The 20594-nt window shown below is 64.2% G+C and carries 21 protein-coding genes; 16 read left to right on the forward strand and 5 right to left on the reverse strand.

Annotation, left to right across the window (positions count from 1 at the left end; translation table 11 throughout):
• Nucleotides 1-26: 26 nt before the first annotated feature.
• The 3 genes from RhoFasB10_RS05085 to RhoFasB10_RS05095 form a co-directional block, all read right to left on the reverse strand.
• The gene (locus RhoFasB10_RS05085; RefSeq protein ID WP_167675436.1) at nt 27-602 is read right to left on the reverse strand and encodes a zeta toxin family protein; all 576 of its coding nucleotides are present in this window, start codon (nt 600-602) and stop codon (nt 27-29) included.
• The gene (locus RhoFasB10_RS05090; RefSeq protein WP_240930897.1) at nt 599-964 is read right to left on the reverse strand and encodes a ParD-like family protein; all 366 of its coding nucleotides are present in this window, start codon (nt 962-964) and stop codon (nt 599-601) included. The genes RhoFasB10_RS05085 and RhoFasB10_RS05090 overlap by 4 nt, the downstream gene beginning before the upstream one ends.
• A gap of 140 nt (nt 965-1104) precedes the next feature.
• Complete coding sequence (locus RhoFasB10_RS05095) at nt 1105-2727, reverse strand: long-chain fatty acid--CoA ligase (RefSeq protein WP_167675438.1); 1623 nt, start codon at nt 2725-2727, stop codon at nt 1105-1107.
• Nucleotides 2728-2838: 111 nt separating this feature from the next.
• On the opposite strand from RhoFasB10_RS05095, the gene RhoFasB10_RS05100 reads away from it, so the two are divergent.
• The 3 genes from RhoFasB10_RS05100 to RhoFasB10_RS05110 are packed head-to-tail and all read left to right on the forward strand — an operon-like array spanning nt 2839 to nt 5452.
• Nucleotides 2839-3228 (forward strand): PPOX class F420-dependent oxidoreductase, encoded by a 390-nt coding sequence (locus RhoFasB10_RS05100; RefSeq protein WP_167675440.1) that lies wholly within the window; start codon nt 2839-2841, stop codon nt 3226-3228.
• A gap of 51 nt (nt 3229-3279) precedes the next feature.
• Nucleotides 3280-4782, forward strand: a complete 1503-nt coding sequence (locus tag RhoFasB10_RS05105; RefSeq protein ID WP_240930898.1) for an FAD-dependent monooxygenase — start codon at nt 3280-3282, stop codon at nt 4780-4782.
• 16 nt (nt 4783-4798) lie between these two features.
• Complete coding sequence (locus RhoFasB10_RS05110) at nt 4799-5452, forward strand: ElyC/SanA/YdcF family protein (protein WP_068430479.1); 654 nt, start codon at nt 4799-4801, stop codon at nt 5450-5452.
• A 9-nt stretch (nt 5453-5461) separates the two neighbouring features.
• On the opposite strand, the gene RhoFasB10_RS05115 is transcribed toward RhoFasB10_RS05110, so the two are convergent.
• Complete coding sequence (locus RhoFasB10_RS05115; RefSeq protein ID WP_068430482.1) at nt 5462-6256, reverse strand: IclR family transcriptional regulator; 795 nt, start codon at nt 6254-6256, stop codon at nt 5462-5464.
• A gap of 140 nt (nt 6257-6396) precedes the next feature.
• Here RhoFasB10_RS05115 and RhoFasB10_RS05120 point away from each other — a divergent pair, with 140 nt between their 5' ends.
• The 9 genes from RhoFasB10_RS05120 to RhoFasB10_RS05160 are packed head-to-tail and all read left to right on the forward strand — an operon-like array spanning nt 6397 to nt 15223.
• Nucleotides 6397-6909 carry a hypothetical protein gene (locus RhoFasB10_RS05120; RefSeq protein WP_167675442.1) on the forward strand — a complete coding sequence of 171 codons (513 nt, stop codon included), beginning with the start codon at nt 6397-6399 and terminating at the stop codon, nt 6907-6909.
• Complete coding sequence (locus RhoFasB10_RS05125; RefSeq protein WP_254303623.1) at nt 6902-8467, forward strand: FGGY-family carbohydrate kinase; 1566 nt, start codon at nt 6902-6904, stop codon at nt 8465-8467. The genes RhoFasB10_RS05120 and RhoFasB10_RS05125 overlap by 8 nt, the downstream gene beginning before the upstream one ends.
• Nucleotides 8464-9381 carry a phosphotriesterase gene (locus RhoFasB10_RS05130; protein ID WP_167675444.1) on the forward strand — a complete coding sequence of 306 codons (918 nt, stop codon included), beginning with the start codon at nt 8464-8466 and terminating at the stop codon, nt 9379-9381. The genes RhoFasB10_RS05125 and RhoFasB10_RS05130 overlap by 4 nt, the downstream gene beginning before the upstream one ends.
• The gene (locus tag RhoFasB10_RS05135) at nt 9381-10046 is read left to right on the forward strand and encodes an HAD family hydrolase (RefSeq protein WP_068430492.1); all 666 of its coding nucleotides are present in this window, start codon (nt 9381-9383) and stop codon (nt 10044-10046) included. The genes RhoFasB10_RS05130 and RhoFasB10_RS05135 overlap by 1 nt, the downstream gene beginning before the upstream one ends.
• 41 nt (nt 10047-10087) lie before the next feature.
• Nucleotides 10088-11503 carry an MFS transporter gene (locus RhoFasB10_RS05140; RefSeq protein WP_167675446.1) on the forward strand — a complete coding sequence of 472 codons (1416 nt, stop codon included), beginning with the start codon at nt 10088-10090 and terminating at the stop codon, nt 11501-11503.
• On the forward strand, nt 11500-12285 hold the full coding sequence (locus RhoFasB10_RS05145; RefSeq protein WP_084423959.1) for an SDR family NAD(P)-dependent oxidoreductase: 786 nt from the start codon (nt 11500-11502) through the stop codon (nt 12283-12285). Before RhoFasB10_RS05140 ends, RhoFasB10_RS05145 begins: the two co-directional genes overlap by 4 nt.
• Before the next feature lies 1 nt (nt 12286).
• Complete coding sequence (locus RhoFasB10_RS05150) at nt 12287-13120, forward strand: transketolase (protein WP_068430496.1); 834 nt, start codon at nt 12287-12289, stop codon at nt 13118-13120.
• Nucleotides 13113-14102 carry a transketolase C-terminal domain-containing protein gene (locus tag RhoFasB10_RS05155; protein ID WP_068430499.1) on the forward strand — a complete coding sequence of 330 codons (990 nt, stop codon included), beginning with the start codon at nt 13113-13115 and terminating at the stop codon, nt 14100-14102. The genes RhoFasB10_RS05150 and RhoFasB10_RS05155 overlap by 8 nt, the downstream gene beginning before the upstream one ends.
• Entirely contained in the window at nt 14099-15223 is a 1125-nt protein-coding gene (locus tag RhoFasB10_RS05160; protein WP_068430502.1) for a glycerol dehydrogenase, read from the forward strand. Before RhoFasB10_RS05155 ends, RhoFasB10_RS05160 begins: the two co-directional genes overlap by 4 nt.
• Here the strand turns inward: RhoFasB10_RS05160 and aztA are convergent.
• Entirely contained in the window at nt 15132-15821 is a 690-nt protein-coding gene (aztA, locus tag RhoFasB10_RS05165) for a zinc ABC transporter ATP-binding protein AztA (RefSeq protein WP_240930899.1), read from the reverse strand. The two genes, RhoFasB10_RS05160 and aztA, sit on opposite strands and share 92 nt — an antisense overlap.
• A 29-nt stretch (nt 15822-15850) precedes the next feature.
• Here aztA and aztB point away from each other — a divergent pair, with 29 nt between their 5' ends.
• From aztB to aztD, 4 genes are all read left to right on the forward strand, one after another.
• Nucleotides 15851-16750, forward strand: coding sequence for a zinc ABC transporter permease AztB (gene aztB / locus RhoFasB10_RS05170; RefSeq protein WP_346764354.1), 900 nt, complete (start codon nt 15851-15853; stop codon nt 16748-16750).
• 294 nt (nt 16751-17044) lie between these two features.
• On the forward strand, nt 17045-18259 hold the full coding sequence (locus RhoFasB10_RS05175; protein WP_346764355.1) for a hypothetical protein: 1215 nt from the start codon (nt 17045-17047) through the stop codon (nt 18257-18259).
• Entirely contained in the window at nt 18256-19155 is a 900-nt protein-coding gene (gene aztC / locus RhoFasB10_RS05180) for a zinc ABC transporter substrate-binding protein AztC (RefSeq protein WP_167675448.1), read from the forward strand. The genes RhoFasB10_RS05175 and aztC overlap by 4 nt, the downstream gene beginning before the upstream one ends.
• Nucleotides 19156-19294: 139 nt before the next feature.
• The gene (gene aztD / locus RhoFasB10_RS05185) at nt 19295-20521 is read left to right on the forward strand and encodes a zinc metallochaperone AztD (protein WP_167675450.1); all 1227 of its coding nucleotides are present in this window, start codon (nt 19295-19297) and stop codon (nt 20519-20521) included.
• The last annotated feature ends 73 nt before the right edge of the window (nt 20522-20594 follow it).

The following is a 20594-nucleotide window of genomic DNA, read 5'->3' on the forward strand; positions in this document are numbered from 1 at the left end:
TGCCACCGCTCGGCGTCCAACGCGGTCTACTTACGCAAGGCGGCGGGCGTCCACTCCGGCCAGTCGGCGTTGCCGATCAATCGACCGCGATCAAAACGTGCGACGGTCCGGAACGGCGCACGGGCGGTCGAATTGTCGTACACGACAGCGCGATCAACGACTGCGATTGCGGATCGCACCAGGGGCCACAGCCGGTCGTAACGCTCGCGAATCTTCGTCTCCGGAACCGCGTGGCCACCCACTCGCACGCGATTGGCCACACGAGCAACGGCAAGGTCGACTGGAATTGCGACGACATGCAAGGTCACCAGGTAACCGGCGTCGACCGCGGTTTCACTGAGACTTAGCTTGGACTCGTGCGAGAAGACGGTCTCCGTCACAAATGATTGCCGATCCGCGAGCAATTCAGCACGCCGCTCGGCGGCGATACTCGACGCGTCGTAGGCATGTGCGGCCTCAGCGCCAGGCCAGCGAGCGTGGGCGATCTCATCGGCGTTCACGAACGGTAGATGGGTTACCGGTAGCAGAACGCGAGCATAAAAGGTGCTCTTTCCCGCGCCGTTCGGACCCGCAAGCAGGTGTAGAACAGGATCGGCGCTCATGCGGGTTCGGCGCCGGGCTTCCTGTGCTGCACGTTGCCGTCTGCGTCGATTTCGACGTACGCACGTCCCTCGTCGGCGAACTCGCTCTCGAAGTTCAAAGATCCCGTCAACGCCTCGATGCGCTCGGTCCATTCAGCACGAGTGACCGCCTGCTCTCGGGCGGACAGGGAGTCGTACGCCTTCCTGCCAGCCAGGACGTCCGAGATATCGCGCGCCGACACATGGCGGGACGTTTCCATTTCCCGACCGACGAGAGCCCAATGAGCTACCTGCTGCGCGGCGCTGCGACTCGCGACTGCACCCGCCAACTTCGCCGCGGCATATAGGTCGTCGTCTATCCGCAAGGACGAGGTGGTGGCCATAATCATCTCCGATCGGGTGACAACGACCTCCACTGTAGCAATTTGCCACAGCCCTGGCCGACCGAAGTGGCCGCTACGCGACCCGTGCGCGGATAGTTGGACCCTGGCCCAACTTTCCGCGCACAGGCGGCGCAGCCGCACTAGATTTCGACGACCGTCAGCCCACCTTCCGCGTGCGTGCTCCGCAGCCGCTTCTTGTCGTACTTCCCAACGCTTGTCTTGGGCACCTCGTCGATGAACGTCCACCGCTCCGGCAACTGCCAGTGCGCGACGCGGCCGTCGAGGAATTTCTTGAGCTCGTCTGCAGTGATGCTCGCACCGTCGCGCACGACGACGGCAACCAGCGGCCGCTCGTCCCACTTTGCGTCGGGGACACCGATGACCGCAGCCTCACGTACGTCGGGATGTTCCATGACGTGGTTCTCCAACTCGACCGACGAGATCCACTCGCCGCCGGACTTGATGATGTCCTTGGCGCGGTCGGTCAGCGTCAGGTAGCCGCGTGACGAGATGGTGCCGACGTCACCTGTGCGCAGCCACCCGTCGTCGAACTTGTCCGACGCGTCGTTGCGGTAGTAGCTGCCCGTGATCCACGGCCCACGAACTTCGAGTTCACCGACGCTCGTTCCGTCCCAGGGCAGCTCGGTGCCTGCATCGTCGACGATTCTCGCCCGGACAGCAGCGATGAATCGTCCTTGTGTGCAGCGCAAGTCGAACTCTTCCTCCGGGGACAGCCCTGCGTCGGGCCTGCCCGACGTACCGACCGGCGAGGTCTCGGTCATGCCCCACGCCTGTGTGATGTGTACGCCGTACTCCTCGTGGAACGCCCGCATCAGCGACGGCGGGCAAGCACTTCCGCCGACCAACACGTCGCGCAGACACGACAGGTCTACCGGGTGCTCGGCGAGATGCGCATACAGGGCCTGCCAGATGGTCGGGACCGCAGCTGCCGCCGTCGGACGGAGCGTTTCGATCATCTGAGCGAGGGGCGCGGGCTGCAGGTACTTGTCGGGCATGATGATCGACGCACCGACCATCAGCGCCGCGTAGGGCAGACCCCACGACATAGCGTGGAACATCGGCACGATCGCGAGGACCGTGTCGGACTGCGCGAGGCCCATGCTGTCCGACATGCATGCCTGCATCGAGTGCAACCAGATCGAGCGATGCGAATACACGACGCCCTTCGGATCGCCGGTGGTGCCGGACGTATAACACATTGCGGCAGCGGATCGTTCGTCGAGCTCGGGCCAGTCGAATTCCTCGGGCTTGCCGTCGAGCAGGGCCTCGTAGTTCAGCACCTCGATGTGAGACGGCGCCTGCACGTCCGCCGGATCGGCGCCGACGACGACCAGATGCCGGACGGTCGGCATCTTCGGGAGCAACGGCGTCAGGAGGGGGAGCAGGCTGGCGTCGGCGATGATCACGCGGTCTTCGGCGTGCTCGGCGATGTAGACGAGCTGTTCGGGGAACAGTCGGATGTTGAGGGTGTGCAACACCGCCCCCATCGCGGGCACGGCCATGTAGGCCTCCATGTGTGCCGCGTTATTCCACATGAACGTGGCGACGCGTTGGTCGTCGTCGATTCCGATGGAACGTAGGCCGTGCGCGAGTTGCGCTGCGCGTCGGCCCAATTGGGCGAAAGTGACGGTACTGGGGCCGTCGTCACCCCATGTGGTGATTCGGGCGTCGGCGTGGATCGACGTCCCGAAGCGGACCAGCTGGCCGATCGACAGAGGGGTGTCCTGCATCGTGCTCTTCATGTACGTCCCGTTCCTCCAGTACTCGATGTGGTGCGCATCACAGGGTGCACACTACGGAACCGAACGAACGAGGCGGCGGTTTCAGTGGATCCGGGTGCGTAGCGTTGTGGCATGACAGCATCGTTGGAATCACTGGGCGACGAGGCCTTCGTCTCGTTGACCACCTTCCGCCGTTCGGGAGAGCCCGTCTCGACACCCGTGTGGGTCGCGCGCGACGGTGACACGCTGGTCGTCACGACGCCGGCCGAGACCGGCAAGGTCAAGCGCATCAGAAACTCGGGCCGCGTCGAGCTTCGGCCGTGCACCCGGCGCGGCAAGGTGGCCGACGACGCCGTCGCGCTGCAGGGGCATGCGGTCATCGTCACCGGCATCGCCGCCGATCGGGCCACCGAGGAGATCAAGAAGAAGTACGGTCTCGAATACCGCATCCTGCAGGTGCTCGAGCCGCTGATCGCCCGCGGACGGAAGAAACGGGTGATTTTGTCGATCACCACAGGGTGAATTGTGGCCGACCGGCGGCGGGAGGCCACGGCGTCGGACACGATGCTGCACATGACGTCGTCCGATACAGATGTCCTGGTGGTGGGGGCAGGGCCGGTGGGTTTGGTGCTGGCGGTCGAGTTGGCGCGCCGAGGGGTCGCGACCAGGATCATCGATCGCCGCACCGAACCGACCGACGAATCGCGAGCCGTGGTCGTGCATGCGCGCAGCCTGGAGATGATGGACGCGATGGGCGTCGTCGACGCGATCGTCGATTCCGGCCGCCGGACCACTGCGTTGCACTTCCACGCCGACGGGAAAATGCTGGCCGACGTCCCGCTCGATACCGTCGACAGTCCTTATCCCTTCTCGGTGACGACGGCGCAGACCGAAACCGAACGCATCCTCACCGCTCGGCTTCGGGAGCTGGGCGTCGAGATCGAGCGGGGAGTCGAGCTGATCGACTTCACGCAGGACGGCGCGTCGGTGCAGGCGTTCACGTCGACCGGCAGCATCACGTGTCGCTACCTGGCCGGGACGGACGGGGCGTCGAGCACCGTTCGGCATCATCTCGGCCAGAAGCTGGAAGGCTCCTTCAAGGGCGAGCGGTTCCTGATGGGTGACGTCGACGCGACCTACGACCTGGATCGACGGGCGATGCACATGTTCGCGTCGTCGGGTGGTGGTCCGGCGCTCATCTTCCCGATGATGGGTGATCGTGTTCGGGTGATTGCCGAAATCGACGCCGCGGATCGAGACCGTGAGGCGACGATGGAGTGGCTACAGCAGGTGTGCGACGAGCGTGGTCTCGGCGCCCAGCTCCGCTCACCGCGATGGCTGACGACGTTCGAGATCCGTCACGCGCAGGTCTCGCGGTATCGAACCGGCCGAGTGTTCCTCGCCGGCGACGCGGCACACGTGCACAGCCCAGCGGGTGGGCAAGGCATGAACACGGGCATGCAAGACGCATTCAATCTCGGTTGGAAACTTGCTGCAGCAGTGATGGATACGGCGTCGGAGAAATTGCTCGACAGCTACCACGACGAACGCCACCCCGTCGCTGCGCACGTCATCGGCGAGACGACGCTGATCACACATGGCGCCACGATGACGTCGAAAGTTGCACGGGGCGTGCGCAATCGGCTCGTGCACGTCGTCGGAGGTGAGCGATTCGCGCAGCGGCGCATTGCCGACGAGATGGAGGAATACTCGATTTCGTACGTGCACAGCCCGATCGTTCGGAAGGGCCTGCATGCGCGAGTGAAGGCGGGGGAGGCCGCGCCCGCAGTGGTGGGGACCGAGTTGTGGCCGTACCTCGTGAAAACGCGTCGAGCACGGCCGTCGGACCATGTTCTGCTCGTCGTGAAGGCTGACACGCAACCGATTTCGATACCCGGTACGACGGCAGTAGCAGTGTGGGACGACGAGATCGCCGAGCGATACGGTCTGCAGGAGCACGGCGGCATCGTCGTCATCCGACCCGACGGATACATCGCAACGGTGACGCGGGTGGATGATGTCGCGGCCATCGAGTCGGCGCTGGCGTTGTCGACGACGGAGCCCGAACCGGTCTGACGGTATTCTCGCGTGGGTGAGAAAGTTTCGGCGCAGGCTCGTTCAGGTCGTAGGCGTACTGGTTGCGCTTGCCGTTGCCGTCATCGCTGCGTCGACGGCGTGGGTCGCGCATGCGGCATCCGGACGTGTGCACGATGTGGCCGACGCGCCGGAAGCTCCGGTGGTCATCGTGCTCGGTGCCGTGGTGCACGGCGGCAAGCCGGGCGGATTCCTGTCCGGGCGACTCGACGCGGCGATCGCGTTGGTGGAGTCCGGCAAGGCCAAGGCAATTCTGGTCAGCGGGAACCGGGACGGCATATCGGGCAACGAAATCGACGCCATGACCGAGTATCTGGTCGACGCCGGAATCGACCGAGGCATCATCGTGAGTGACGACTACGGAATCGACACGTACGACTCGTGTGTCCGGGCCGCGACGACGTTCGGCGTCACCAAGGCGTTGGTCGTCAGCCAGCCGTTGCACGTGTCGCGGGCCGTCGCGCTGTGCCGCGACGTGGGAATCGACGCCGACGGAGTCACCGCCGGCTGCGAATGCGGATGGCTGCCGGAATGGCGCAACTACGCGCGAGAATTGCTGGCGCGCCCCAAAGTTGCGCTGGACCTGCTGTCGGGAAGGCCTCCGGCAGTGGTGTCGGAGCCAGACGAGTCGTTGCGCGTGGCGGTGCGCTAGAACGCTACCTCACGCGCGGTCTTGAAATCCGAGTCGCCGAGAGATGGTCAGGGCGCCGTCGACCAAAGCCTCGGCCAACTCCGTCCTACGGGGCTGCTCGAAGTTGGAGAGGAACCCTCCGAAACTCAACGCAGCGACCGGTCGCCGCGCGCGGTCGAAGATGCAGGCGCCCAGAGCCGCGACCCCCGGGGTGACGTCCTCGAGGCTGATCGCGTAGCCGCGGGCACGGGTGTCGGCGAGGATCCGGCGGAGCGTCGGTTCGTCGACGTCCTGTCCCAGCGGCGTCGTGAGTGGTCCCGATGAGAGCAGTCGCGGCAGCAACGTGTCCTCGAGTTCGGCGAGCAACGCCACGGGCGCGCCGCCGATGAACAGCGGGAGAGATCTGCCGACGGACAGCGACATGACGCGTACGGGACGACTGCTTTCGATGAGGTCCAGGCAGACCGCTCTCGTGCCGTCCGGTACGACGAGGTACACGTTCTCGTCGAAGCGCGCTGCCAGATCGGACATCACATGACTGGCTTCGGTGCGGAGGTCGAAGCTGCCGAGAACACTGGACGCGAGTTCGAAGACGCGCAGTGTCATCTTGTAGTCGCCCGTCGACGTTCGTTCGAGCCAGCCGGTGAGCTCGAGTGTCGCGAGTACCCGATGCGTCGTCGTGCGCGTGTAGCCGCACCGTTTCACCAGTTCGTTGATGGAGAGTTCGGGGGATTCGCGGTCGAACGCCTCGAGAATGCGGGTCGCTTTGACGACCGACGCAATGTGATTCTTCGGATCGATCTCGAGCTCGGGGATAGCAGGCATCGGACTTCCTCGGTGTGACCGTTGACACTTCGACGGCCCTGTGAGACCGTTCTCACGGATTCCGGACAGGCTATCCGGATTCCGGACAACATGCAAGGTCTTCCGCCCACTCCTGTGGGCGACGCTCACCGAGGAGCAACATGACAGCCGTTTCGCAGGTACCGGATTCCATGATCGAACGGGTCGACGGATGGCACATCACTGTGGGCGAGGCTGCCCAGTTCGACTGTGTCCGAGATGGATCGATCGTCGAGTCCATCGCGGGCACCGGTCTCGCGGAGTTCGATTCCGTCGTGCGGCGTTTCGCGCCGTCGAGCTACGACGATGCAAGGATTCGCAGCCTGGTCGCGGACCATCTTCGTGGAACGTCCCCGCTTTCCTACCGGGTTCCGGACGCGACTGCGCTCGGCATTCTCGTCGGGGCGTCGTACAAGACGACGATCGACGAGGTACTGGGAGCGGTGTGGGAAGCGTGCTGCCACGCCGTGATCGCCGAGGTGACGCGCTTGGGGATCGCGACGTTCACAGTGCACTGCGAGCACGTGACTGCCGGGTCCGTCGTTCGCTTTCTCGAATCCGGGGACAGGCGGCCCTTCGTGGATTCCATGCGTCCCGCTCTGGGCGATGTTGCTCAGGTGGTGTGTCGTGGGTGAGCTGTCCGCACCCACGGTGCTCATCGGAGTCGACAAGGGGACCAGTTCGATCAAGACGATTGCGGTCGACGCGTTCTCCGGTGAACTACTCGCCGAATCCGGGTGTCCGACACCGTCTGTTCGAGCGGGGAGTGACCGTCACGAAGAAGAATGTGAAAAGACATGGCAGACAACGGCGGCAACGATCGCAGACGTCGTGGGACGGCTACCTCGGGACACCCAGTACCTCGGTGTCGGTGTCACCGGGCACATGGGTGGGTTGTGGGCGTTGGACGACGAGGGTACTGCGGTCGGTAACGCCATCTGTTGGCCGGATGCGCGCGCAACGGACGTGCTCGACGATGTCATCGGCCGCGACGCCGAGGGCGTGCTCTACGCCCTGGGCGGCAACGCGATGATCCCCGGCATGCCGTACCCGCTGCTTGCGTGGATGAAGGAGCACGACCCGGAACGCTACGCACGCATCTCCACCGTGTTCATGGCGAAGGACTACATCAACTACCGTCTCACCGGGGTGATCTCCACCGAGGAATCCGACTTGTCCTTCTGGCCCTGTGACCTCGCGCGCCGCACGACGTCGGACATCATCTTCGACGCATTCGGTATTCCCGAGGCCGTGCGCTTCGTCGCGCCCGTTCGACCCAGTGCCGCCGTGCTGGGTCGAGTAACGGCCGACGCGGCTGCGCTGACAGGCCTCCCGGTCGGAACGGCCGTCGCCGCGGGATGTGGGGATGCGACCGCGAACATGATCGGAATCGGCGCACAGGGCGACGGACAGGCGACGACGACACTCGGCACCAGTCTGATGAACGGCACGTCCTGCGCGGAGCCGCTGTTCGACCCTCCCGGAATCGGGTTCAGCTTTCTCATGCCGGACGGCCGGTGGCAGCGACAGATCACCAACTCCGGCGGTGGGACTCTGTGCCTCGACTGGGTCGTGCAGACCTTCTGCGGTGACCTCTCCTCCGACATACGGAACGGAACAACAACATTCGGGTCCGTCGTCGAGCAGGCGGCAGCCGCAACGCACCCGGGCAACGGCGGCGTGATTTTTCACCCGTACCTCAACACGGCAGGTGCGACGGCGCCGTTCGTGAACGTCCAGGCGCGGGGGAGTTTCGTGGGATTCGGTCCCGAGACCACCAGCGACCAGCTGATCCGAGCGGTGCTCGAAGGCACGGCACTCGCCATTCGCGACTGCTACGAAGCAATGCCCACGGACATCACGGAGATTCGTCTGACCGGCGGCGGCGCCCGCAGTGCGGCCTGGTGCCAAGTCATCGCCGACGTCATGCAGAAGCAGATGGTCGTCCCCGACGTCGCCGAATCCGGCGCTCTCGGCGCCGCGATGCTCGCAGGCGTCGCCGTCGACCACTATCGCGACTTGACCCACGCCACGACAACACTTGTCCGCGACGGGGCTGTCTACGACCCCGATCCGACTACGGCGAGCACGTACGACGACATGTTCGCCACCTACCGCGCACTGCTGCAGCCGCTGGCACCTGCATGGGCTCGGCAGTTCGCTTTCTCACATTCCCACAAGGAGAACCAATGATCGTCAGAACCGTTCTGGGAGATATCGATCCCGCAGAACTCGGCGTCACGCTGTGTCACGAACACTTGTTCACGAAACCCCCTGCGTGGGCGACGAACGAGGACTCGGACATGGTGTTGGACAACGTGGACAACGCCGTGTCCGAGCTCGGTGACTTCGAGGCGGTCGGTGGCGGCGCGCTGATCGAGATGACCACTGCCGACTATGGTCGGAACGCGGCCAAGCTGCTCGCCGCGGCATCCCGCAGCGACGTACACGTGGTGTCGGCGTCGGGTTACCAGAAGGGCGTCTACTATCCCGATTCGGTCGAGGCCGACAGTGTCGACGATGTGGCGCAGCGGTTCATCGACGACGTCACCGTCGGCGTCGACGGCACCGATCTTCGCGCCGGCGTCATCAAGTACGGAACGTGCCGAACGGACCGCATTCGCGACGACGAGAAAAAGGTCCAGAGGGCGGTCTCGCGAGCTCATCTCGCGACGGGAGCCCCGATTTCGACGCATTGCCAGGCAGGCAAGCTCGGCACCGTCCAGGTCGCAGGTTTCGAAGAACACGGTGTCGATCCTGATCGCGTCCTGATCGGGCACGTCGACCGCAACCTCGATTACGACTACGTGCGCGAACTGGCGTCGACCGGTGTGTGGATCGGCTTCGATCACTGGACCAAACCGAAATACCCGTCCGACGACATCCGAATTTCGTTCGTGGAACGGCTTTTCGACGACGGATTCACGAAGGTCATGGTGTCCGGCGACCTCGGACGCCCCAGCTATCAACCGAGCTACGGGGGCACACCGGGTTTCGCGGGATTGACCCGCCGAGTCCAGGCGCGCATGAACGACAAGCTGATTCATCAATTGTTCGTCGTCAACCCGGCGCAGTTCTTCGCGTTCGAGCCGGTCCGGGCCAGCTGATGTCGAACGACAGCGGAATTCTGTTCGACTTCGACGGCACGTTGGTCGACTCCGGCGGTGCAATTCTCGCGGCGTATCGCCAGACCTTCGAGGAAGAACTGGGCGTACCTCTACCCGCCGAGCTCGAGGACGTTCACGTTCTCATGGCACCACGGCCCATCGAAGTGTTCGCAACGTGGTCGGACGGCGACGCTGCGGAGCTGGTCGACGCGTACGGACGTCACTACGTCGGCGGCGCGTACAAGCACGTTCGGCCTTACGACGGAACTTTCGACCTGATCTCCGAATTGGCCTCCAACGGAACGAAATTCGGTATAGTGACCAACAAGTCGCGGAAGCGATTGCTCCTCGATCTCGAATGGGTGGGCATCGACCCGGCTTTGCTCAGTTGCATTGTCACAGCGGATGATTCGGTCCAACGCAAGCCCGACCCCACGCCGATCCGAATCGGTATCGAACGATCGCACATCGATATCGCCGGATCCTGGTACGTCGGTGACGGCCCGCAGGACATTCTCGCCGGAAGAGCCGCCGGCGTGCGCACTGCGGGCGCGAACTACGGATACTACGGCGCGGAACTTCTGTCTCCGCACGCGCCCGACCTCTCGCTCGAGACACCTCTCGACGCTTTGGGCATTCTCACCTCCTCCCTTCCTCTCCACTAATCGGACACAACCGATGAGGTTGTGACAGAACGGAATCCGATATGCGATCTCTGACGATCAATTCGGTTCGGGACATCAACGATCTGATCGACCTCGAAGACATCCGAACGCGTCGCCACAAACTGCTGCTGCTTCTCGGCTTGGGTGGCATCGCGTTCGAGGCCTTCTATCTCGCGGTCCTCAGCGCCGGTACGAGCCCGATGACCGAACAGCTCGGTCTCAGTGCGAACGAAGTGGGCCTGGTCAGCTCCTACGGGTACATCGCTACTCTCATCGCCGCATTGACCTGCGGCTTTCTTGCGGACCGTTTCGGTCGGGTCAAGTTGATGGTGGTGGCCAAGATCGTTGCCGTCATAGCGCTCGCCATCATGGCCACCGCGCCGGACTTCCTGATACTCGTCCTCGGCCGATGCCTGGCCGGAGCCGCGTACGGCATCGACCTCGGCGTGGCGATGGCGTACTTGGCCGAGTTCCTTCCGAAGCTACGACGCCACCTCCTGAACTTCTGGCAGGCCCAGTGGTACATCTCCAGTTCCTTCGCGCTGCTCGTCGTACTCGGGCTCTACAACTTTGACCTGGGTCTGAACATCTGGCGCTGGTCGCTCGCAGCCGCGGCAGTGTTCGCGATCATCGTCACCGTCGGCCAGATCTTCTTCATGCCCGAGAGTCCACGCTGGCTCGCGGAGAAGAACGACCTCGGTCGGCTCGGGAAATCTCTGAATCAGGTTTACGAGATTCAACCGGTGTTCCCGTCATCGGGAGTGCTCGCGGCGGACGAACAGCGCACGGACACCGGCAAGTGGTCCGATCTGTTCAACAAGACTTATCGTCGGCGGACGATTCTGGCCAACGGCGTCACCGCGATGCAGGCGTTGCAGTACTACGCCGTTGCCTACTACTTGCCGGTCATCGCCTTGACGCTCTTCGGGGGTGGATTCGGAGAAGCAATCTTCGGATCGTTGGTGTTCAACATCTTCGGCATCATCGGCGGCATCGCATCCATCTGGGTGGCACGTAAGCTCGGCGCGCACGGCGCAGCAATGTACGGCTTCCTGGCAGTCGCGGCCATGATCCTGGTGCTCGGCGTCTTCTTCGATTCTCTGCCCACCGCGTTGATGTTCCTGGTGCCGGCGATGTTCATCTTCTTCCACTCTGCCGGACCGGGTGTATCGGGATTGACCATGGCGGCCATGGCCTATCCGAGTGATCTTCGCGGCCGCGGTGGCCAAATCGCCACCGTATCACAGAGTCTCGGCGGCATCGTCGGTCTCTATGCGTTCCCGAACATGGTCGACGCGTACGGATTGTCCACTACCATCACGATCTTCGCGATCGTGCCACTCATCGGTGTCGTCATCTGCCGAGCCATCATGTGGGAGCCGTTCGACGAGGGTGACGCCGTCGCACTCGAAGCCGAGGCCCAGATCGGCAAGCCGCTCGAAGGGCAGGCTCGATGATGCGCACCGCACTGATCACGGGAGGTGCGCAGGGACTCGGACTCTCGACCGCGACAAGGCTGGGAGAAGACGGTTTTCACGTGATCGTCGCCGATATCGTTCGAGACCGCGCCGACGAGTCCGTCGAAAAGCTCACGGCCGCGGGTATTGCCGCTACAGCGGTAGCTATCGACGTGACCGACGATTCCTCGGTGCGAGACTGTTTCGCCGTGGTCGATTCGGTCGGCGGCGGCCTGGATGTACTGGTCAACAATGCGGGCATCATTTCGAGATCCCACGCAGAGGACACCGAGTCCGATCGCTGGGAACGCGAGCTGTCCGTTCACCTCGGTGGTGCCATGCGGTGCAGCAGGGCGGCATTCCCGAGACTGCTCGAATCCTCGGCGCCTGCGATCGTCAACCTGGCGTCGGTGGGGTCGACCTTCGGATTGCCGCATCGGTTGGCGTACAGCACTGCGAAGACCGGGGTGGTCGGAATGACACGGACCTTGGCTGCGGAGTGGGGGAGACGGGGCATTCGTGTCAACGCCGTCGCTCCCGGATACATGGATACCGGCATGATGCAGTCGGGCATTGCAAGCGGCACACTCGACCGCGACCGGATCCTGATGCGAACGCCGTTGATGCGCTTCGGACGGCCCGAGGAGGTGGCGTCGGCAATTTCCTTCCTGGTGTCCGCCGATGCGTCGTTCGTGACCGGTGTCGTACTCGAAGTGGATGGTGGCATCACCATCGACGGAACATTCCACACTGACAACAGCTACAAGGACGAGGTTGCGTGACATGACAGTTCTCACGACGGCTGTTGCGCCGGAACAGTTGCGCGACAGAAGTTTTGCGCTGAGGCGTCGAATGATGCATATGGCGGCGGACAAAGGCGAGGGATACATCGCCCAGGGGTTGGGCATCGCAGATGTGCTTGCGGTCGTCTACTTCCGGCAGTTGCGGTTCGACGCGGCCGATCCCGAATGGGTGGACCGCGACCGTTTCGTGCTGTCGACCGGGCACTACTCCGTCGCGCTCTACGCAGTCTTGGCGGAACTCGGAATTCTCGACGACGACGACATCGCGACCTACGGGCTCAACGGCAGTGACCTGCCGATGAGCACATTCGACGAAACACCGGGTGTCGAGATCACCGGTGGTTCGTTGGGGCATGGTCTCGGCCAAGGCGTCGGGATGGCCCTGGGGCTCAGGCTCGACGGTCGGGATTCGAAGGTGATCGTCGAACTGTCCGACGGGGAGCTACAGGAAGGGTCGACGTGGGAGGCCGCGATGTCGGCTGCGAGCTTTCGGTGCGCGAACCTCACCGCGGTGGTCGACTGCAACGGCATACAGGCGGACGGTCCGATGGTGCTCGACATGGAACCGGTCGCGGACAAGTGGGCGTCGTTCGGTTGGGTGGTCGAGGAAGTCGACGGCAATGATGTCGATGCATTGTGCACGGCCTTCGATCGCCTCGACAGCGTCACCGACCGTCCGAAAGTGATCATCGCGCGCACCACCCCAGGGCACGGCGTACCGACATTGGTCGCCAGAGAACGCGCGCACTTCGTACGCGTCGAACCGGGTGAATGGGCGTCGCTCATCGAAGAGTTGGAGAACAACCATGCCTGATCTGCTGAACCGTGCCGGAGGCATGGGTGAAATCGCCGAGGTACAAGGGCCGTACGAGACAGCGCCGTTCGGCAACGAGCTCGTCGAACTGGCGAAGACGAATCCGTCGATCGTCGGACTCAGCGCCGACATGTCGAAGTACTCCGACATCGTCCCGTTCATGAAGGCGTACCCCGAGCGTTATTTCAATGCCGGTGTCGCCGAACAGAGTGCAGTCATGATGGCTGCCGGACTGGCGAAGGTAGGAAAGACCGCGTTCTGCGCCACCTACGCGGCGTTCCTGTCCAGACGTGCGCTGGACTTCATCGCTATCGCGTGCGCGCACAGCAAGGCAAACGTCAAAATCGTCGCGGGATCACCAGGATTGGTGAACCCGTACGGCGCGACGCACCAGTCGCTGGAGGACTTGGTCGTGATGCGCAGCGTCCCCGACCTCACGGTGATCGACCCGTGCGACGCCGTCGAATTGCGACACGCAGTGCGTGCGGCGGCGGCAACTCCTGGCACCTTCTACATCCGAAATCTGCGCGGCAAGGTGCCCGTGGTGTTCGACGAGTCCGATTTCGAGTTCGTCGTCGGCAAGGCGCGGCGGGTTCGCGAAGGAACGGATGTCGCAGTCATCAGCACCGGGTTCATGACGGAACGAGCGATGAAGGCGTCGGATACCGCCCGAGACCTCGGTGTGTCGGCCGCGGTTCTGCACGTGCCGACGATCAAGCCGTTGGACGAGCAGGCGATCGTCGACATCGCCTCGTCGGTCGGACGCGTGGTGGTGGTCGAGAACGGATTGCGCGCAGGCGGATTGGGGACTGCGGTGATCGAAGTGGTGCACGATCGCGGTATTGCTGTTCCCGTCACGCGCATCGGTCTGCACGACCGATTCCATCCCTGCGGGTCTCAGGCCTACAACGAGAAGGCCTTCGGTCTCGACCAGGATGCGATCACCGACGCCGTGGTGACGGGTAACTGGGCATTCGCATGACAGTCGACTACCGCCAGTTCGGCGCGCCCCGTCGGTACATTCAGGGACCGGATGTCATTCGTGACTTGGCGAGTTTCGTCGCCGAGCACGGGCGTCGTCCATTGGTCGTCGTCGATGAATTCGTGCTTGCGACGCTCGGTTCGGTCGTGACGGGGTCGTTCGAGGAAAGTGGCACGGACTACGAGGTGTTGACGTGTTCCGGTGATGTGACGCGGCCGAACATCGCCGAACATGCTGCCCTGGTGAGAGATCGGCGGCGTGACGTGGTGGTGGGGATCGGTGGGGGCAAGGCGCTGGATCTTGCCAAGGGGATCGCCATCGATCTGGGCGCGGAAATGGTCACCTGCCCGACCATCGCTTCCAACGACGGGCCGACCGCGCGGATCTTGGCGATATACAACGAGAGTCATGTGCTGTGCGAAGTCGGCAACCTGGAGTTCAATCCGAGTTGCGTGGTGGTCGATACCGCGCTGATCGCACGTGCTCCCGTCCAGTTCCTGATATCCGGCATCGGCGACGCCGTGGCGAAGAAGTTCGAGGCCGACGCGTGCAGACTCGGGACCGGAAACACGATGCAGGGAACCCGGCCGCTGGACATCGGAAGCATCGTCACGGCCGGCTGTTACGACATGCTCGCGACACATGCGGTCGACGCCGTGAAAGCTGTCGAGAACGACGAACTCACCCCTGCTGTCGAATCGGTGGTCGAGGCGGTCGTGTTGCTGTCCGGGATCGGGTACGAGAACGGGGGGCTGTCGATAGCGCACTGCATGACCAGGGGGCTCATGGCAGGTAGGGGAACTCGGTCGGTGCTACACGGGTATCACGTCGCCTACGGACTACTCGTACAGCTCGCGCTGGAGCGTCACCACGACGACGTGGTCGGTGAAGTGACGGACTTGTTGTCGGCAGTGCAGTTGCCGACGTCGTTGGCCGACATGGGGATGCACGACGCAACGCCCGACGAGATTCGCGAACTCGCAGTCGCCGCCATGTCTGCTCCCCACATCCGCAACACGATCGCCGAGGTTACTGTCGAGACACTCGTTGCAGCGATCGAGACCGTCGAGGCTCGTGCTCTGGAGCGTGCACCGAAAGAACCTCCCCGCGCCCGAGCGTGATGGTGGTGTGCGCCCGTTGGGCGTCGTCGAGGTCATGCGTTGCCATGACGACGACGGCGCCCCTGGCCGCCTCGTCGTCGACGACGCCGTCGATGATGTCGCGGGCCTCGGCGTCGAGACCGGTGGTGGGTTCGTCGAGCAGGACGAGATCACCTCGTTCGACGAGTGCCTGCGCGAGGAGCGCTCGTTGACGTTGGCCACCGGAGAGCGTCGACAACCGGCGTGACCGGAGTTCGGTCAACTTCAGGCGCGCGATGGCGTCGTCGACTGCTTGTCGATCTTGCTTCGTGGCCCGTCCGAGGATGCCGCGTCGCGGCCAAGTGCCCATGGCAACCACCTCGCCGACGGTGATGGCCATGCGGTCGTTCACGTCGGAGCGTTGGGGGACGTAGGCGACGGAACATCGGTGAGTGTCGACGGTGCCGTGTGAGGGCGTGACGATCCCCGCAAGTGATTGCAGCAGCGTCGATTTGCCGGATCCGTTGTGCCCGACGAGTGCGGTGACCGTGCCGGGCCCGAACGATGCGGTGACGTCGTGCAGCGCGGTGGTGTTGCCGTACCGGACGGACAGGTTGCGGACGGTCACCGATTCGTTCATGACAACCATTGTCGCATATGGTGCTGGATGTGGATTGGCTACTCGACCCCTTCGCTGTCTCGTTCGTGCAGCGCGCCCTGTGGGCAGGCATGCTCGTATCGATCTTGTGTGCGTTGGTGGGAACCTGGGTCGTGTTGCGCGGCATGGCTTTTCTCAGCGACGCGGTATCGCACGGCATGCTGCCGGGCGTCGCGATCGCGTACCTGATGAGTGCGAACCTGCTGGTCGGCGCGGCAGTGAGTGCCGTCGTCATGATCGGAGGAGTGGCGTGGGTGTCGCGACACTCGCGGCTGTCGGAGGACACGGGCATCGGGTTGCTGTTCGTCGGCATGCTCGCGCTCGGGGTCGTGATCGTGTCTCGTGCACGGTCGTTCGCGGTGGACCTGACGTCGTTCCTGTTCGGTGATGTGCTGTCGGCGACATACGCGGACCTCGTGTTTCTCGCGGATGCGGCTCTGGTTGCGCTGGTGGTGTCGGTCGTCGCCTACCGGCCGTTCGTGGCGCTGGTGTTCGACGAGCGGAAGGCCCAGACGTTCGGATTCCGACCGCGGTTGGCGCATGTGGTGCTGCTGGCGTTGGTGGTGCTGGCAGTGGTGGCGTCGTTCCGGATCGTCGGGACGTTGCTGGTCTTCGGGCTGTTGGTGGCACCGTCGGCGACGGCGTACTTGTTCGGGCGGTCGATCGTGCCGTCGATGATCCTGGCCACGTTGTTCGGATGGTCGGCAGTGGTCGTGGGGCTCCTCGTGTCGTGGCACGCCAACACCGCCGCGGGCGCCACGATCGCAGGGTTGGCCGTGTTGCAGTTCTTCCTGGTCGCGGGGGTGCGGGCGGTAGTTGGTGCGCGGGGCTCGGGTGGTGAGCGGGCGTCGGGTGGTGACCGGATGTCGGGTGGTGACCGAATGTCACAGACGGTCACTCTGAGTGACTGAGGGGCGCCTTCGCTAGTGCGTGGGCGCGGGGTGAGCGAGGGACCCATTCGGCCACTCTGAGTGAGCGAAGGACGCCCTCGGTCCGAACCGGGCCGCCGGCCGAGCTGAGCGAGGGACGCATTCGGTCACTCTGAGTGAGCGAAGGTCGCCCTCGGTCCGAACCCGGCCGCCGGCCGAGCTGAGCGAGGGACGCATTCGGTCACTCTGAGTGAGCGAAGGTCGCCCTCGGTCGAACCGGGACACCCGCATGGTTTACCGTAATGACAATCGTTGTCATATCTGTCTGGAGATTCTGTGCGGAAATTAGTTCTGGCTGTCGGCGTCGTGGCGCTGACGGTTGCTGGGTGCAGTAGTGAAGAGCCGACCGAGCCGGTTGCCGAGGAGACCGGAACCGCGCGAGCCGGTAGCGACCTGGCTGCGGAAGCCGGGTCGACCGAGGTCGAGGGGGCCGAGCCGCGACTCGTGGTAGCCGACGCCGACTCCGGTCGCATCGATGTGCTCGACCTCGCGACGGAGGAATCGCTGCATTCGTTCGACGTCGAGGACGCGTCGCGCATCACGACGATCAACGGACGTTACGTCGTCGCGACGGACGAGACGAAGGCGTCGGTGCTCGATCCGGGATCGTGGACGATCGAGCACGGCGACCACTCGCACTCGTACATCAAGGATCCCGTCGAGATCGGCACCCTGGACGGGGACGAACCTGCCCACGTCATCGCCGGCGATCGGAAGGTGTCGGTGTTCTTCGACGGCTCGGGCACGGCGGACGTCATCGACTTCGACTCCCTGAGCAAGGGCGAGTCCACAGTCGCGACGACCATCGAGAGCGCGCCGCATCACGGCATCGCTGTCCCGCTGTCGGATCACTTCGTCGTGTCGACGGGCGGAACCGAGGAAGAGTTGCCGAACGGCCTCGAATTGCGTGACGGCTCGGGCGAACTCGTGAGAGCGCTCGAGGGCACGTGCCCCGAGATGCACGGCGAGGCGGTGTTCTCGAACTACTTCGTCGTCGCATGTGAGGACGGCATTCTGAAGGTCGACGCGACGGCCGAGTTCGCGACGACCAAGTTCCCGTACCCGCAGAACGCCGAGCGTGCCTGGTCGGTGAAACATGGATCGCGTGGAGCGCTCGTCGCCGCACCGACGGCGACGGGCGTCCTCGTTCTCGACACCCGCTCGGGACAGTGGGTCGAGGCTCGGACCGCGGACGAGGCTGTGGCGTCGGGCATGTCGAGCGATGGCAAGACGGTGCTGTCGCTGCAGACCGACGGCACTTTCCGGACGTTCGATGCGGTGACCGGGGCGGAACTGTCGTCGACGCCGGTGCTGGCGGGGCCCGTCGGCGAGGACGACTCGCCGGCGATCGTCGTCGCCGGAACCCGTGCGTACGTGTCGGATCCGGCTGCGAACGCTGTCGTCGAGATCGACTACCGTGACGGCGGACGCGTCGCGCGCACGTTCGACTTCGAGTACTCGCCCGGTTCGATCGGAGTCGTCGGCGCATGAAAAAGCTGATGCTGCTGGCACTTCCGCTGCTGGCTGTTCTCGCGGGCTGTTCCGATGCCGGGGCGTCGGGCAAACCGACGATCGTGGTGACCACGAACATTCTGGGCGATATCACGTCGAATATCGTCGGGGACCAGGCCGACGTCATGGTGCTGATGCCGCCGAACTCGGATCCGCACTCGTTCGAGATCTCCGCCGCCGAGGCGGCACGCGTCGAATCTGCGGACTTGATGATCGTGAACGGACTCGGCCTGGAGGAAGGCGTCGCCAAGACCATCGATGCGGCGCGCTCGGAAGGCATCGAGGTCGTCGAGGCGGGACCAGCTGCGGATCCCATCCAGTACGTGACGGGCCAGTCGACCGGTGCCGAGGATCCGCACATCTGGACCGACCCCGAGCGCATGCGCAGCGTCGTGACGTTGATTCGTGACGCAGTGAATGCCAACGTCGACGGTGTGAATGTCGATGCGGCAGCCGCGGATTACGATGCGAAGCTCGTCGAACTCGACGTACGGATGGCCGAGAGGTTCGACGCCATTGCGCCGGACAGTCGAAAGTTGGTGACCAATCATCATGTGTTCGGGTATCTCGCGGATCGTTACGGATTCGAGGTGATCGGTGCGGTCATTCCGAGCGGCACGACATTGGCGTCGCCGAGTGCGTCGGACCTGTCGGAGCTGGCGGGGACGGTACGGGACGCCGGTGTGCGGACCATCTTCGTCGATTCGTCGCAGCCCGACCGATTGGCGCAGGTGATGGCGTCGGAAGCGGGGATCGAGATCGGCGTCGTGAAGCTGTTCACGGAGTCCCTCGGTGACGAGAACTCCGAAGCACCTACCTATCTGGAGATGATGGATTTCAACTCCGCGGCGATTGCGGAGGGGTTGGGGCGCTGACGTGCCCGTGCGCGCGAATGTACAGCCCGCTGTACATTCGCGCGCACGGGGCGCGCAGCGCCAATTCCGTTGCAACACATGCATTTGTACGCACTACACCCTTTGACATGCGTTTACGAAGCCCTGTACTTCTGATGCCATGACAATTCGCTCATCTCGTACGCTCGGCGCAGCTGTGGCGCTGGGTACCTCGGCGGCCCTGTTGGCCGCGTGCTCGTCGGAATCGACCTCCGATTCCCCCACTGAAACGACCACTGCCGCAGCGCAATCGAACTCGGCGGCAACGCCTCGCATCGCCACCAGCTACGACGGTGGCGTCCTGATCCTCGACGCGAAGACGCTCGAGACCGTCGAGGACATCTCCGGCATCGACGGCTTCACCCGGCTCAACCCCGCAGGCGACGGACGACACGTGTTCGTCAGTGGCTCGGGCGCTTTCACCGCTCTCGACGCGGGAACGTGGACCGAGGGCTCGGAGTACTACACGTCGACTCCGGCGCTCACCGACGTGAAGTTCGACGCCACCACGCCGGGTCACGTCGTCCGTCACGACGGCAAGACCGTGCTGTTCGACGACGGCACCGGCAACGTCGACGTCTTCGAATCTGCGGCGCTGCTCGAAGGCTCCAAGCCGGACTCGGAGCGCTACACGACGCCCGAGGCGCATCACGGTGTTGCCGTGGAGCTTTCGGACGGTTCGCTGCTGACGACGATCGGCAACGAGGACGAGCGCACCGGGATCGTCGTGCTCGACGCCGACCGCAAGGAAATCGTCCGCAACGAAGAGTGCCCCGGTGTCCACGGTGAGGCTGTCGCGGCGAACGAGACGGTCGTCGTCGGCTGCGAGGACGGTCTGCTGATCTACCGCGACGGCGCGATCACGAAGGTCCAGAGCCCCGACGCCTACGGACGCATCGGAAACCAGGCGGGCGACGAAGACTCGCCGGTCCTGCTCGGTGACTACAAGGTCGACCCCGACGCCGAACTCGAGCGCCCGACCCGCGTCTCGCTCACCGACACCGTCTCCGGCGAACTCACCCTCGTCGACCTCGGCACCAGCTACACCTTCCGCTCGCTCGGACGTGGACCGGCGGGCGAGGCCATCGTTCTCGGAACCGACGGCGCGCTGCACGTCATCGACGTCAACACCAAGGCGGTTACGAAGACCATCCCCGTCGTCGATGCCTGGGAAGAGCCGATGAAGTGGCAGGAGCCGCGTCCGGCGCTGTTCGTCCAGGACGGCACCGCGTACGTCTCCGAGCCCGCGACGAACGAGATCCACGCCGTCGACCTCGCCACCGGCACCGTCGCCGTGACCGGACAGCTCGATCACACACCCAACGAGCTGACCGGCGTCACCGGGTAGTGCGCAGACGCACCCGTGCGTGGTTGGTTGGCCCCTGGGCCAACCGACCACGCACGGGTGGCGAAGCCGCCCG

It is taken from the genome of Rhodococcus sp. B10 (assembly GCF_011770055.1).
In the GTDB taxonomy this organism is placed as follows: domain Bacteria; phylum Actinomycetota; class Actinomycetes; order Mycobacteriales; family Mycobacteriaceae; genus Rhodococcoides; species Rhodococcoides kyotonensis_B.

Coding starts and splice junctions, on each gene's coding strand:
- RhoFasB10_RS05105 (WP_240930898.1), top strand. CDS start 3,280: ATGACGTCGTCCGATACAGATGTCCTGGTGGTGGGGGCAGGGCCGGTG.
- RhoFasB10_RS05090 (WP_240930897.1), bottom strand. CDS start 964: ATGGCCACCACCTCGTCCTTGCGGATAGACGACGACCTATATGCCGCG.
- RhoFasB10_RS05155 (WP_068430499.1), top strand. CDS start 13,113: ATGCCTGATCTGCTGAACCGTGCCGGAGGCATGGGTGAAATCGCCGAG.
- RhoFasB10_RS05160 (WP_068430502.1), top strand. CDS start 14,099: ATGACAGTCGACTACCGCCAGTTCGGCGCGCCCCGTCGGTACATTCAG.
- RhoFasB10_RS05115 (WP_068430482.1), bottom strand. CDS start 6,256: ATGCCTGCTATCCCCGAGCTCGAGATCGATCCGAAGAATCACATTGCG.
- RhoFasB10_RS05095 (WP_167675438.1), bottom strand. CDS start 2,727: ATGAAGAGCACGATGCAGGACACCCCTCTGTCGATCGGCCAGCTGGTC.
- aztC (WP_167675448.1), top strand. CDS start 18,256: ATGAAAAAGCTGATGCTGCTGGCACTTCCGCTGCTGGCTGTTCTCGCG.
- aztD (WP_167675450.1), top strand. CDS start 19,295: ATGACAATTCGCTCATCTCGTACGCTCGGCGCAGCTGTGGCGCTGGGT.
- RhoFasB10_RS05100 (WP_167675440.1), top strand. CDS start 2,839: ATGACAGCATCGTTGGAATCACTGGGCGACGAGGCCTTCGTCTCGTTG.
- aztA (WP_240930899.1), bottom strand. CDS start 15,821: ATGAACGAATCGGTGACCGTCCGCAACCTGTCCGTCCGGTACGGCAAC.
- RhoFasB10_RS05145 (WP_084423959.1), top strand. CDS start 11,500: ATGATGCGCACCGCACTGATCACGGGAGGTGCGCAGGGACTCGGACTC.
- RhoFasB10_RS05140 (WP_167675446.1), top strand. CDS start 10,088: ATGCGATCTCTGACGATCAATTCGGTTCGGGACATCAACGATCTGATC.
- RhoFasB10_RS05150 (WP_068430496.1), top strand. CDS start 12,287: ATGACAGTTCTCACGACGGCTGTTGCGCCGGAACAGTTGCGCGACAGA.
- RhoFasB10_RS05120 (WP_167675442.1), top strand. CDS start 6,397: ATGACAGCCGTTTCGCAGGTACCGGATTCCATGATCGAACGGGTCGAC.
- RhoFasB10_RS05135 (WP_068430492.1), top strand. CDS start 9,381: ATGTCGAACGACAGCGGAATTCTGTTCGACTTCGACGGCACGTTGGTC.
- RhoFasB10_RS05130 (WP_167675444.1), top strand. CDS start 8,464: ATGATCGTCAGAACCGTTCTGGGAGATATCGATCCCGCAGAACTCGGC.
- RhoFasB10_RS05085 (WP_167675436.1), bottom strand. CDS start 602: ATGAGCGCCGATCCTGTTCTACACCTGCTTGCGGGTCCGAACGGCGCG.